This window comes from Segatella asaccharophila (assembly GCF_054687055.1).
Map to the genome: position 1 here is coordinate 1 of NZ_BAACAN010000027.1, position 14,728 is coordinate 14,728.

General features: G+C 43.0%; 9 protein-coding genes and 1 tRNA gene. 1 reads left to right on the forward strand and 9 read right to left on the reverse strand.

What is annotated here, in order from left to right; genetic code table 11:
* Window positions 1-894 precede the first annotated feature (894 nt).
* Complete coding sequence (locus ACYRYG_RS11685; protein WP_293423845.1) at window positions 895-1,227, forward strand: S24 family peptidase; 333 nt, start codon at window positions 895-897, stop codon at window positions 1,225-1,227.
* A gap of 295 nt (window positions 1,228-1,522) precedes the next feature.
* Here the strand turns inward: ACYRYG_RS11685 and ACYRYG_RS11690 are convergent, their stop codons facing one another.
* From ACYRYG_RS11690 to mutL, 9 genes are all read right to left on the reverse strand, one after another.
* On the reverse strand, window positions 1,523-3,898 hold the full coding sequence (locus tag ACYRYG_RS11690) for a TonB-dependent receptor (RefSeq protein ID WP_293427416.1): 2,376 nt from the start codon (window positions 3,896-3,898) through the stop codon (window positions 1,523-1,525).
* Window positions 3,899-3,964: 66 nt separating this feature from the next.
* Window positions 3,965-4,318, reverse strand: a complete 354-nt coding sequence (locus tag ACYRYG_RS11695) for a hypothetical protein (RefSeq protein WP_460198235.1) — start codon at window positions 4,316-4,318, stop codon at window positions 3,965-3,967.
* Window positions 4,319-4,889: 571 nt separating this feature from the next.
* Entirely contained in the window at window positions 4,890-5,981 is a 1,092-nt protein-coding gene (gene trpS, locus ACYRYG_RS11700) for a tryptophan--tRNA ligase (RefSeq protein WP_293416962.1), read from the reverse strand.
* A gap of 172 nt (window positions 5,982-6,153) precedes the next feature.
* Window positions 6,154-7,554 (reverse strand): asparagine--tRNA ligase, encoded by a 1,401-nt coding sequence (asnS, locus tag ACYRYG_RS11705; protein WP_293416965.1) that lies wholly within the window; start codon window positions 7,552-7,554, stop codon window positions 6,154-6,156.
* Between the two features lie 63 nt (window positions 7,555-7,617).
* Window positions 7,618-9,177 carry a pseudouridine synthase gene (locus ACYRYG_RS11710; protein ID WP_460198237.1) on the reverse strand — a complete coding sequence of 520 codons (1,560 nt, stop codon included), beginning with the start codon at window positions 9,175-9,177 and terminating at the stop codon, window positions 7,618-7,620.
* Between the two features lie 183 nt (window positions 9,178-9,360).
* A complete protein-coding gene (gene purB, locus ACYRYG_RS11715; RefSeq protein ID WP_293423855.1) occupies window positions 9,361-10,707 on the reverse strand; it encodes an adenylosuccinate lyase in 1,347 nt (448 codons plus the stop codon).
* Window positions 10,708-11,107: 400 nt separating this feature from the next.
* A tRNA-Val gene (locus tag ACYRYG_RS11720) sits at window positions 11,108-11,182 on the reverse strand.
* A 257-nt stretch (window positions 11,183-11,439) separates the two neighbouring features.
* Window positions 11,440-12,600, reverse strand: a complete 1,161-nt coding sequence (locus ACYRYG_RS11725) for an OmpA family protein (RefSeq protein WP_293416974.1) — start codon at window positions 12,598-12,600, stop codon at window positions 11,440-11,442.
* Window positions 12,601-12,857: 257 nt separating this feature from the next.
* Window positions 12,858-14,693 (reverse strand): DNA mismatch repair endonuclease MutL, encoded by a 1,836-nt coding sequence (mutL, locus tag ACYRYG_RS11730; protein ID WP_293416977.1) that lies wholly within the window; start codon window positions 14,691-14,693, stop codon window positions 12,858-12,860.
* Between the last annotated feature and the right edge of the window lie 35 nt (window positions 14,694-14,728).

Genomic DNA, 14,728 nt, shown 5'->3' on the forward strand with positions numbered 1-14,728 from the left:
GCCTAAGCCAATAGCCGCAGACAGCATACCGCAGCCTGCTTATTCTTTTATTGTGTCAAAACAAATAAGTTAAACCTGAATAGCCGATTTATAGGCTGTTCGCAATAAAAACATTTTCGAATGAAAGATTTAAAAGAGTAACAAGAAAACTCTTTTATAAGTAGCACAGGAATCATTGGATATTCCTGATGAGCACATTTCAAAATATTAGATTGATAAAAAACATTCCTCTGAAAGGATTATGTTCTCGTCTCTTCTACAAATTCAAAATACTTTTTCATAAGCATTTATTTTAACACCTCAGTCACCCTTTCCCTATTATTTATACTTTCCATACACATCTTTGGATAGGACGACCTTCATTTATTTCTACGAATATTTCCCTCTTCCCTTAGATTATTCTGTTATTTTTATTATATTTGTAGCTAGTAATGTAATTATCCAAATGCAAATATAGGAAATATTCTATTAATAGACAAACTATTTCGTAGAATATACTCTATTTAACATTATTTATGAAATCGCACTATGGTGCTAGAGCGTATAAAACAATATTTAGACTATAAAAAAATATCCATCTCTGCCTTCGAAAAGAGTATCGGAATGTCTAATGCTTCTTTTAGAAAATCTCTAAAAAACAAGGGTGCAATTGGAAGTGATAAATTAGAAAATATTCTACATGTCTATTCGGATCTTTCACCGACTTGGTTGTTTACAGGAAACGGGGACATGATTGAAAAGCATAAATTTCACAAAGTTTTTCCTCAGAACGAAACTTATGATCAAGACGGTTTTATATCTGAACCCGCCCCCATCACCAGCTATAACATAAAAAGTATACCACTGGTCCCTCTGAATACTATGACTGGTGTCCTTGCTTCACAGCAAACCATAATGAAGTTAAAATGTGAACAGTATGTCATACCCGCTTTTTCAGGTGCTGATTTTTTAATAACCGTAAAAGGCCCTTCCATGCTGCCAGCATTCCGATCAGGTGATATTGTAGCCTGCAAAAGGATTCCTTTGGATGACCTTTTCTTCCAATGGAATAATGTTTATGTACTTGACACCAAACAGGGAGCTATCATAAAACGTGTCAAACCTGGTCATGACAAGAGACATATTCTCATTGTCTCTGACGATCCTGACTATGATCCTTTTGAATTATCCTACAATGACATCACTTCCATTGCCCTGGTAGTGGGTGGCATCCGATCTACTCTATAAAACCGTCCAAAATCGTCGGGCACTTTATAAACTTAAGTGATGAACATAATATTTCTCTCTTGGGTTCCAGAAGAACTAGAGAAAGAATATTAGGTCTGAAATTTAAACCAGCAGATTTATAAACATCCTGAATTATATCTTAATAGCATGTTGCAGAAGGAGCACTTGCATATAGAGTGCTCTTGTTAACCTCCAAATCAATAACAAAAAAACGTAAGACTACTGCATATACTAGTTCAACCAGTTATGGGATCAGATGATCCCCTAACTGGTTGAGAATTATGATCGATTATATTCAAATTGCGATAGGGACGAGTACTTTAACACCAAAATTACGTCCCATATTATAAACACCTCTCCTACCGGTAATGTTATTTACATCTTCATATTTCAGACGGCTCAGATGACTCTGATAAGCCCGGTTAAAGATGTTATTAGCCGTAAGAACTATTGAAGCTACTTTGCGACCATGACAACGGAGTTCCGTTCCAGCAGAAAGATTGAACAACGTATAGGATGGAGTTGCTGTTTCCGTTCCACCGGCAGCATAAAAATGATTCTGTCTGAGGTCACATTCCATGTCTATGCCTGCATAGGTGTTGTTAAGCAACTGGCCATCACGGATAAAGTCATAACGCAGTGAGGAGTTCCAACGTGGAGCAGGTGTAAAAGGAAGATATTTCGTATCTTTCGACTGATGGAGCTGCACAGAATTCACATAAGAGAAGTCATTCTCAAAATGCAAAGCTGCAACAGGATGAACGTCTACATCCACCTCACCACCTGACAGACAGGCATTGCCTTCCGTAAACTGGTAAGTATCAAAGCCATCGGTAAGTATCGGTTTACCGTTAGCATCTGCCAGTTGACGAGAGAAGATATAATGGTTAATACGGTTGACAAAGAGGGAGGCCTGAGCTGAAACGAAATTAGAAGTATAGTCAGAGCCAAGATCAACCTGCCAACTGTATTCCGGATTTAAGTTGTGATCTCCCAGTTCATAGCGTACCGTCCCATCATGAACACCATTTGAAGCTAACTCACTAATCGTCGGCACACGGAAGCCACGTGAGATATTCAATCTGACATTCAACTGTCTGGTAGCATTCCAAGTAGCCCCTAAACTTCCCGTAAAGCTGTGGTAATCATGAGAGAATGCCGTAAAGCGTTGCGCTCCGTCCTCCACCAATCCGTCTCCATGGAGATGCCGCTGATCATAGCGAAGACCTCCACTAAAATGGAAATTACCCAAATCCTTGTCACTCATGGCAAACACGCCATAATCAAAGAGCCGATAAGCCGGGATGAGGTATTCTGTACCTTTATTCGCATTTTTCTGGAACATACCGTTAATACCGGTAGCCATACTCCAGCCATTATTAACCGGTGACTGATAATGAAGATCATAATTGACCGTACGCAACAAGAGGCCCAGGCCGCAAGTATTAGGAGTCACTGGGTTCTCAAATTCCTGGCGGCGATTCTGCTGATAGCCTATCAAGGCTTTCAGTTGACCACTGCCCAGATAAATCGTGTTGTCCAGCACAGCCTTGTAATGATGTATCTGCTGATAAGGCATTCCTCTGCCATACGTTTTCCGCTCATGGTCAGTAGCAATACGTTCACCTTCCTCACCATTATCATCAATAGGCATCAGAAACTGACCTGTCTTGTCATCACGTTCACCTTCTACGATTCCCGGTGTAAGATGATAATAGCTCAGCGTCAACAAGGAAGTAATTTTGGAACCAGTATAGCCAAAGACACCACTGGCAGCGCGTTCACGAAACTGAGAATTGAGCACATAACCGTCATATTTATTCTTGTAGGCATGGGCCATTTTGTCACTATAACGGCCATTCCAGACAAATCCTTTCTGATTCCCCGCGAAATCAACCGTATAATCAAATAATCCGTTGTTGGTCTGATATTCAGATCCGACCTGAGCACTCATCTTTCCTTCCGGAAGGAACGGGTCACGCTTAAAGATGATCACTCCTGCCATTGCGTCAGAACCATACATCAAACTTGCAGGACCCTTCAAAATTTCTACCGAATTTACCGTCTGAGGATCAATCTCAATACCATGTTCATCACCCCATTGCTGGCCTTCCTGACGTACACCGTCATTGACGACTACCACACGGTTATATCCCAAACCTCTGATCACCGGCTTGGAGATGCCTCCACCGGTAGTAACCTGGGATACTCCCGGTACTTTAGACAAAGCATCAATAATGTTCGTAGAAGAAGTTGTAAGCAACTGATCAGCAGACACGACAGCAACAGGTGTAGGGGAATTCTTACTCAGTATATTTCCAGAAATACCTGTCACCACGACCTCATTGATCATCGCATTAGACTCTTTCATCACAAAATTCATGATTGACGTCCTTCTCAAGTCAATCGTCTTTGTCTGGGTCTGATGCCCCAGGTAACTGACCTGGACAGTTGTCCTGCAAGCAGGAAGATTACTAAAGACATACTTACCATTGGCGTCACTCACCGTATTCTGATTCAGACCAGGAAGGGAGATAATTACTCCACTAAGAGGACTGCCATCAACAGCATCCGTCACCGTGCCCTGTAATGTGGCTTTTTGCCCGACAGGCTCGGCTATCACTGTCATGGCACAACATAACAGTGACAATATCAAATTAAATATTTTCATGTTTCGTATTTGTTTTGAATAAATAAATTACACTAAGGAAAGATTATCCCTTAGCCAAGAAAAAGATCAAAACAATTGATACGGTGGCGCACGAGAATGATGAGAGGGACAAAAAGTAAAAGTATAGTCTACTCTGCACCAAAGAAATAAGATAAAATAGGACAGGGTCACTGCAAGTAGTACGGCTACTACAGGGACGACATAAGGTATAGTGGAAAAATGGCAAATGACGCAATGCTGCAAAGCCAGCATGGCACCTGAAGAGAGATCTGAATGAGGTACATGATGCAGACAAAGTTTGCAAGGCGCAGCAGGTTTATCCACCATCTTATGATGATGGGTAATCGTCAGAAGCAACACTGGCACAAATACTGCCAGAAGCAACTGAGCTATATATTGTCGTCGTCTTTCCAATTTCACCGCGGCAAAGTTAAGATTTTTTCTCCATCTACACATTAAGAAGAACAGGATTTAACGAAGATTCAGTTTTATGCCGCAATAATCATAAAATTGTTAACATGGAGAAAGACCCTGATCGATAAATAATCCCAATACTGGATCCTTGCGTCATCTTATAAAGACAAATAATCGGATAAGAAAATTTCTCTCCTACTCCTCCGGTTTCCGCCTCACGGCGTCAACCTTTTATCAACTGCTTATGTTATTACCTGAAAAACTGATTTACCTCATTTTAAAACCTATTGAAAATCTCTTTTTTATACGTTATTTATAAACCTTTTAGTTACTTATTCTGATTACAAATATATAAGTTCTGGATGAATCATCCAAATATTCCAAACTTTATTTCTATCCTTCAACATTGATTTTGACTTGCATCAAGAGATCATGCCTTTCCATGTCAAGATGAAAGAAAGACACGGATGCCATGCCGTCAGATACTGACATACTGTCCCAGTTGCTACCCAATCATGAAAACATAAAAAAAGACTGATCGCCTGGACCAGTCTTTCTAAAAGTCATTCATTCAGAATCAGGATTTTGCTTTATATTTCTCAGCCTGTTGACGAATAAGTTGTTCATCCTCGAAATAGTCAATTCGCATTGCCTTACGGACATCATCCATTGTAGAGGCAGCCACTTCACGAGCGGCATCAGATCCCTTTTTCAAGAGATGATAAATTTCCGGAATGTCCTGTTCATACTCATGCCGGCGGACACGAATCGGATCCAGCATCTTGATGAGGACTTTATTAAGAAATTTCTTACATTTCATGTCCCCTATTCCACCATGAGTATAAGCCGCCTTGAGCTCATCCAAATTCTTATATTCCGGCCAGAAATCAGCAAAATCAGTCTCTGTAGAGAAGGCATCCAGATAAGTGAACACCGTATTCCCCTCAATATGTCCGGGATCCTCCACATTGATATGAGACGGATCCGTATACATGGAACGGACTTTCTGCCAGACCGTGTCTTTATCATCACTCAGATAAATGCAATTGCCCAGGCTCTTGCTCATCTTCTCCTTCCCGTCCGTACCCGGTAAACGGCGGGACGAAGCATTTTCCGGAAGCATAATCTCAGGTTCTACCAGTACGGGGGCATAGATCTGATTGAAACGACGGACGAGCTCGCGTGTCAGCTCCAGCATTGGTTCCTGATCTTCACCTGCTGGCACCGTAGTAGCCTTGAAAGCCGCAATATCGGCTGCCTGTGAAACAGGATAGCAAAAGAAGCCCAGAGGAATATTTGCCTCAAAGTTACGCATCTTGATCTCCGTCTTCACTGTCGGATTACGCTGGACACGACTGACACTGACCAGATTAGCCAGATATACCGTCAACTCCGCGAGTTCAGGGATGCGGCTCTGGATGTAAAGGGTACACTTTTCAGGATCAAGTCCTGCAGAAAGGTAATCCAAGGCCACTTCAATAATATTTTGTCTGATTTTCTCAGGATTATCGGCATTGTCTGTCAACGCCTGGACATCAGCCATAAAGACAAACATCCGGTCATAATCACCCGCATTTTGCAATTGGACACGGCGGCGAAGCGAACCCACATAATGACCGAGATGAAGTTTGCCGGTCGGACGGTCTCCCGTTAAAATAATTTTCCCCATAGAAATTATTGATTCATTTATAATAGAAATCCTCCATCTTTCCCTTATAAGCTCAGTTGCAGCCAAGTGAGAGATGAAGGAATTCGTGCTATTCAACAATTAATATACTAACAACTTAAAAGATTCTGTTTAAGAACCGAGGATTACTCCCGAAGATTCATTCCCCTTCCGATCAGAACTCTACGTTCTTCGGAGTACGAGGGAATGGAATAACATCACGGATATTCTGCATTCCTGTAACAAAAAGTACAAGGCGTTCAAAACCGAGTCCGAAACCGGCATGAGGACAAGAGCCATACTTACGCGTATCGAGGTACCACCACATATCCTTCATTGGAATATGACGGCGCTCAATTTCAGAAAGGAGTTTGTCATAATCCTCCTCTCTCACACTTCCCCCGATAATCTCTCCGATTTGCGGGAAGAGCACGTCAGTACCCTGTACGGTCTTGTCATCAGCATTGATTTTCATGTAAAAGGCCTTAATATCTTTGGGATAATCCGTCATGATTACCGGACGCTTGAAATGTTCCTCCACAAGATAGCGCTCATGTTCACTGGCCAGATCAACGCCCCAGTAGACGGGGTTATCAAAATGATGACCACCTTTCACAGCCTCTTCCAGAATCTTGACCCCTTCGGTATAGGGCAGGCGGACGAAATCTTCCTTTAACACCCCTTGCAGGCGCTCGATCAGTCCTTTATCAATCATCTTATTCAGAAAGGCCAGGTCATCCGCGCAATGATCCAGAGCATATTTGATACAGAACTTGATAAAATCCTCCTCCAGATCCATCAACTCGGGCATATCCATAAAAGCTATTTCAGGTTCGATCATCCAGAACTCAGCCAAATGGCGCGGAGTATTTGAATTCTCTGCACGGAACGTCGGCCCGAACGTATAGATGGCGCCCAAAGCCGTTGCTCCAAGTTCACCTTCCAGTTGCCCAGATACGGTCAGATTCACTTTCTTACCGAAGAAATCTTCACTATAGTCCGTTTTCCCATTCTCTCCAGGACGGATTTTATCATGATCAATATCCAGAGTCGTCACCTGAAACATATCTCCTGCGCCTTCAGCATCAGAAGAAGTCAGCAAAGGGGTATTAAAATAATAAAATCCATGTTCGTCAAAATACTTATGAATAGCCATAGCAAGGTGATGGCGGATACGGAAGACGGCCCCAAAAGTATTCGTACGCAACCGGAGATGGGCATATTTGCGCATATACTCAAAACTCTGTCCCTTCTTCTGCATAGGATAATCTGAAGGGCAAAGGCCATAAATATGAAGACTTTGACATTGCATCTCAAAAGCTTGCCCCTTACCTTTGCTCTCTACCAGAATACCGGTTGCACTGATGCAGGATCCTGTTGTAATCTTCTTCAGCACTTCCTCATCCAAATCAGCCGGATTAACGACAATCTGTATATTCTTGATCGTTGAGCCGTCATTCAGGGCGATAAAATCCACGACCTTACTGCTCCGATGGAAACGGACCCATCCCTTCACATTGATTACATTCCCTAAACCGGTACCCTTCAAGGCATCAATAACTTTTGTTCTTTTCATTTCTCTCTTCAGTATTAATTGCCAAAAAGCCGGCTCAATAAGTATAAAGCCGGCTCCCCTAAATCATTCAAAAGCTCCCATGCGAAGCATATCTACTTCCTGCTCCGTAAGGAAGCGCCAATCTCCCCGCCGAAGATATTTCTTAGTCAAGCCGGCGAAGAGAACACGGTCAAGGCGGATGACACGATAGCCAAGGCTTTCAAAGATCCGGCGGACGATGCGGTTCTTGCCACTGTGTATCTCCACACCCACCCGGGTTTTATCCCTGTCGTCAGTGTACTCCACAGCATCTGCGTGGACCTCACCATCTTCCAGTGTGACTCCATCGGCAATCTGCTGAAGATCATGAGCCGTAACAGGTTTGTCGAGTTGTACGGCATAGACCTTTTTCTTCAGGAACTTCGGATGAGTCAGTTTGCTGGCCAGATCACCGTCATTGGTGAGCAGAAGGACTCCTGTAGTATTACGATCCAGGCGACCGACCGGATAGATACGTTCCGGGCATGCCCCCTTCACCAGGTCCATCACGGTCTTACGTTGCTGGGGATCATCACTGGTTGTAACATATCCCTTCGGTTTATTCAAGAGGATATAGACTTTCTTCTCTAAGGTAACGGTCTGGTCATGGAACTTGATTTCATCCGTACGGAGAACTTTCGTGCCCAGTTCGGTAACCACTTTTCCGTTTACCTGAACGACACCAGCCTGGATGAACTCATCTGCTTCACGACGAGAGCAAACGCCAGCATTAGCCAGGAACTTATTCAACCGAATCGGTTCTTTCGGATCTACATTTTCTTCCTTATACTCAATCTGCTTCTTCTGACTGTATTTTGCATTCGGATCATAACCTTCCGTATGCTGATGATAGCCACCACGGTTATTGCCATATCCTCCACGGTTATAGCCATAACCACCCCGATTGTTATTATTATAACCATAGCTGCTCCGGTTGTTATAACCTCCCCGGGACGGATAGCCACCATGATTATTATTATAACCACCGCGGGATTGATACCCTCCACGAGGCTGATAACCACCACGGGGCTGGTAACCGCCACGAGGCTGATAACCACCTTCCTCGTCAGAATTATTATAGCGTGGGCGATACCCTCCTTCTGAGTCTGGTGCATTATAACGGGGACGGTAACCACCTCCATCTTCCTGATTGCCATTATTATACCGTGGACGATAGCCACCCTGTTGCCGGGGCTGGTATCCTCCTCCACGGTTATTCCCGTAACCATGATTGCCGTTATAATTTCCGGAATTATAGCCACCTCTGTTATTGCCATAACCTCCACGGGAGGCATGATACCCTCCATGTGGTGTATAACCATTATGCGAAGAATGGTCCGGAGCGCCGTTACCCCCCTGAAGTCCACCACCGAACCCCTCGGGCATAAAACCTCCGTCAGCTCCATTGGCGGGATTACCCCGGTCAGAGCTGTATGCTCTCTGAACATGAATGCGGGGACGGGGACGCCCAGAACCCCGATAAGTATTTTGAGTGCCATCCGGCAATTTATAACTTTCCCGACTATTGTCGTTGTTGTTGCGACTGCTATCGTTGTTTGTTGCAGACGTATCTTTTAGATTGTTTTCGTTTTCTTCTGAATCCATGTCTAAATTTCCTTTAATGGCCTCACGGCCAGGTTAGTTAAAAATAAAATCTTAATGTTCTTTAAAATTAATACTATTCTAGTTTGTCTGAAAACACATTATTATTCTTTGTTATTGCTGAGAAATCAAGAGACGGGAATCCTCCACTACCTTTTTACAAAATCGACAATCCTTCTTATCGTCTCACATTCCGGTATAATTACCTGGAGTAATAGCAAGAAGTTCTTCCTTGACGCTATCACTCACTTTCAATCCCTCTATAAAATCATGAATTTTCTTTTCCGTTATCTTCTCATTCGTCCGGGTAAGCGACTTCAAGGCCTCGTATGGGTTCGGATAGCCCTCACGGCGCAGAATGGTCTGAATAGCCTCAGCCACAACTGCCCAGTTATTATCCAGGTCCTCATCTATCTTCTTCTGGTTGAGGATCAACTTATGAAGACCTTTGATCGTGCTCTGTATGGCAATGATACTATGTCCTAAAGGCACGCCGATATTCCGGAGTACGGTAGAATCCGTAAGGTCTCTCTGCAGGCGGCTTACCGGTAATTTGCGAGCCAGAAACTGGAGGATCGCATTTGAAAGCCCCAGATTCCCTTCACTGTTTTCATAGTCGATCGGATTAACTTTATGAGGCATCGCGCTGGATCCGACTTCTCCCTTCTTGATCTTCTGCTTGAAATATTCCATGGAGATATACATCCAGAAGTCACGGTCAAGGTCAATGATTATCGTATTGATACGACGAAGGGCATCAAAAACAGCGCCCAGATTATCATAGTTGCTGATCTGAGTCGTATATTGCTCACGCTCCAGACCAAGTTTATCATGAACGAAACGATCTCCTATCTTTTTCCAGTCATAATCAGGATATGCCACATGGTGTGCATTATAATTACCCGTAGCTCCACCAAACTTTGCCGTAATCTTACAGGCCTTCAATGAATCCAACTGTGTAGTCAGACGATAGACATAAACCTCTATCTCTTTCCCTAGACGGGTAGGTGAAGCAGGCTGACCATGGGTCTTGGCCAACATAGGAATATTTTTCCACTCTTCAGCATCCTTCTGAAGAAGATCTATCATTTCCTGAAGCTGCGGAATATAAACATTATTGATGGCCTCCTTAATCATCAGAGGTGCCGCCGTATTGTTAATATCCTGGGAAGTCAGTCCGAAATGTACGAAATCCTTATATTTCTCCTCAATGCCCAATTTATCAAATTCCTCTTTGATAAAATATTCCACGGCCTTGACATCATGATTAGTAATCTTCTCAATATCTTTGACACGTTGAGCATCCTCCTCAGAAAGATTTTTATAGATGGACCGTAACTCATCAAAAGACTGATGGTCAAAAGTCCTCAACTGGGGCAAAGGCAGTTCACAAAGTGTGATAAAATATTCTATCTCCACGCGAATGCGATAACGTATAAGAGCATACTCGGAGAAATAGTTTGCAAGAGGTTCCGTTTTACTTCGGTAACGTCCATCAATAGGAGAAATCGCTGTTAAGACATCAAGATTCATGATTGTGTATATTATTTTGATGCAAATATAATGATTAAAATCGATAACGCCTAAAATAGAATTGATAAATTATTTTAAAACAAAGAAAAACATATAAACTCATGCCAGAACGAGCAAGCCTTATTCTTTCTCAACTCGTTCAAAGCCCTTGATTCCGGCAGTATGAAAATGGGTTCAAATAATATTGTTATTGTTTTAACGATAAGAATCATAGTCACTGATTCTCACGACCATAGTCAATTGTGACCGATATGATGCATATTGCTCCTCCATGAGGATCCCAGAATCAGGGATCCGAAATGATCCGTTTTTGGAATCCTGGATTGCTTCATTTTTCAATTGGAGCAATCGGGAACAAAAAATCCCTGCAGTCCCGAAAGACTACAGGGAACACCCCTCGTGGGCGTTGACGGATTCGAACCGCCGACCCTCTGCTTGTAAGGCAGATGCTCTAAACCAGCTGAGCTAAACGCCCTCCTTGTTTGGAGAACGGGTGCAAAGGTAAAGACTTTCTTTCAATCTGCCAAACTTTTCGTTGCTTTTTTTAAGAAAATTCTAAAAAACACACTTCCTATATAGGATCATCACCTCTGTGAAGTCTGTCAATTCCCGTATAAAACAGGAACAACTGATCTCATAAGACGTCATCTTGCCGGTCATAAGAAAATCAAGATCACGAAAAAAGGCGGTTTCTTGCGAAACCGCCCTCTCTTTTTATCTTTAAAAATTGACTTATTCAGCCACCTGAACAGTTGCACGACGGTTGAAGGAAATTGGAGAGAGATCATCTACACCACCTTCACCCTTAGCGTTAATGTTACTGCTGTCTACACCCATCTTAACGAGTTCGTTAGCAACAGTCTGAGCACGTCTTTCAGACAGTTTCTGGTTATAAGCAGGAGTACCCGTTGCCTTGTCAGCATAACCTGTAACATTCAACTTGCTGCTGTTGTCCTTAGCATAGTTAGCTAAAGCGCGAACATTTACGAGATCCTTCTGAGAAGCAATCGTAGCCTTGTTAAGATTGAAGAATACAGAAACCGGTGTGTTGACAAATGCCTTTACACTCTCGGCTGGCTTCTGATTAGCCAATTCATTCTTCAGGCGCTCGTTCTCAGCATTAGCATCATTCAGTTGACTCTTCAAAGCGTCAATCTGAGACTGGTGCATAGCATTCAATGCGTCTACATCAGGAACCTTGTTCCAGCTAGCCTTACCCAGGTTGATATTGAGGCCAAGTTCAGCATACAACTGATTGTCGTGAGAGTCCCAGCCACGATGACCATAGTCACCATTTTGGATACCATCACCATCACCTTCCATACGGATCCAGCCAGCCTCAGCATAGATATTTACCCGCTTGCTGACCTTCCAACTTGACTGCAAACCGACACTGAGGTCCATTGCATAACGGTTGTAAGTCATAGAACGAGTGAAACCTGCACCTGCAAATGGGATCACATTCCATACACGACTTGGATTGTAGCCACAGATCAGGTTGCTCAGATTGAACATTACCTGCTCATTGACGGTCCAGTACTTATTGAAGTTACCATAATTATTATCATCGGTAACGCTCTTACCCCAAATGCCCTGAACTTTGGTACGAAGGCCAATTCCCGGAGTAAACCATTTTCCTAAAGCGATAGAAGCACCGGGATTAGAACGAAACTTCTTCAACGGAGATTTGGCAAGACCCAATCCACGTTCCTCATTAGAATACCATGCATTCCAACTGGCACCTCCCTGGAGAAACCAATTGCTCCAGAAAGAATTTGTTGCCACACTGTACTTCTGTGAAGGTGTAGCGTCTTGTGCACTCTGGTCATCTTGAGCGAAAACGCCCGTAGACATCGTAGTAGCACAAGCCAAAAGAATCAAAAACTTTTTCATAACTTTTAGTTTAACACTCAATTTAAATTTATTATTACTCTTAATTTCTTCGCAAAGATAAACATTATTTTCAATATTATCCGTCTTTATTGAAATAAAATTGTAGTTTTTAACTAAAAATTTTATTTACACAAGACTTCAACCGCTTTTCCAGCTGTTTTAGCCTTCAGTTTGGAATTTAATTTACATTCTCAAGGCAATGTTCTTCTCTCCCTTCCCCTTTACGACTCTAACAGACCACTTTCCTTCCGCTTTTCTCATTGTGACTCATCTAACAGATGATCTATCTCCTGCTGTGGAAGAATCCCCACAATACATTTTCCATCCGGAGTGTACTTAGGATGGGGACAAGCAAACAAACTATTGACAATATTTTCCATCTCGTCATTGTTAAGTACTTGCCCTTGCGGTATCGCTGCATGACGAGCCAGACTGACAGCCAAGGTACGATCCATCTCCTCTTTAACCTTTGATCCTTTCTCTATGGCAGAACTGATCATATCCGAAACCAGTCTGGAAAAATCCAACCCTTCCAGACCTTCAGGAACGCCGTTGACAGCATAGCTCCCCTTCCCCAGATCAGAAAGTTCAAAGCCGAGTTCTTCCATTTCCGGCAAGACCTTTTTCAACATGACCTGATCAGAAGCAGGTATCTGAACAACTTCAGGAAAAAGAACTCTTTGAGAATGGTTTTTATGCTGCCCAAGTCTTTGAAGATATTGTTCGTAAAGGATACGGACATGAGCCCTATGCTGGTCAATAAACATCAGTCCCGATTTCACTGCCGTAAGAATGTATTTTCCTTTATATTGATAATGGGCAGGCGACTTTTCATCTGTTATCCGGGACTGCCGATCGGAGCTGGAAACTTTGCTTTCAGGAAAGATCTCCTCTTCAGGATGTCCTTGTTCCTTCCCCAATCCTTTATAAAGTTCTCCCCACTGAGATGAAGAGTTGGAAGTAGCCCGTCCGGAAGAAGACATTGTGTTGAACGGATTATAGTCGGAATTATAATTAACTTTCGGATTCACCATGTTACTATCAGGATTGAACACCGGAATATCCGGCTTACCGACAGTATCAAAATCTATCGAAGGAACATCATTGAACATTCCTACTGCATCTCTTACAGCAGCTGAAAGAATCTGCCAGATCGCCTGCTCATTATCAAATTTTATTTCGGTCTTGGTCGGATGGATATTCACATCAATATTCCGGGGATCTACTTCAAAACTGAGAAAGTATGGGATCTGCTCATCTGAAGGAATCAGTCGCTCATAAGCATTGAGCACGGCTTTATGAAAATAAGGATGACGCATGAACCGTCCGTTGACGAAAAAGAACTGCTTGACACCCTTTTTTCTGGCAGATTCCGGTTTCCCTACAAAACCGTTAATCTTACAAAGTGTCGTATCCACCTTTAAAGGCAGTAAATCCTGATTTAACCGTTTCCCGAAAACTTCCACAATCCGCTGCCGGAAATTACCCGGTCGAAGACTGAAAAGTTCGGCGCCGTTACTATGCAAGGTAAATGTAATCTGCGGATCTACCAGCACAATACGCTCAAAAGCGGTGATAATGTTATTCAGTTCGGTCGTATTCGACTTCAGGAACTTCCGGCGCGCAGGAACATTAAAGAACAGGTTTTCAACCTTAAAATTACTCCCTACCGGACAGGAGCAAGGCTCTTCACTCACAAATTCTGAAGCAGAGATCGATAGCTGAGAACCGATCTCGTCCTGGGCCTGACGCGTTTTCAACTTCACCTGTGCAACTGCCGCAATGGAGGGCAAGGCTTCTCCTCTAAAACCCATCGTATGAAGTGCGAACAGATCCTCTGCTTGCCTGATCTTGGAAGTAGCATGACGCTCAAAGGCCAGACGGGCATCCGTCTCTGACATACCACAACCGTCATCTATCACCTGAATGGAAGTACGACCGGCATCCACCACCACGACATGGACAGTCTTTGCTCCGGCATCCACAGCATTCTCAACCAGCTCTTTGATGACAGATGCCGGTCGCTGTATCACTTCCCCTGCTGCTATCTGATTGGCTACAGAATCCGGAAGAAGTTGTATTCTATCACTCATAAACCAACTTTTTATGATTCTACTTCATCGATCAG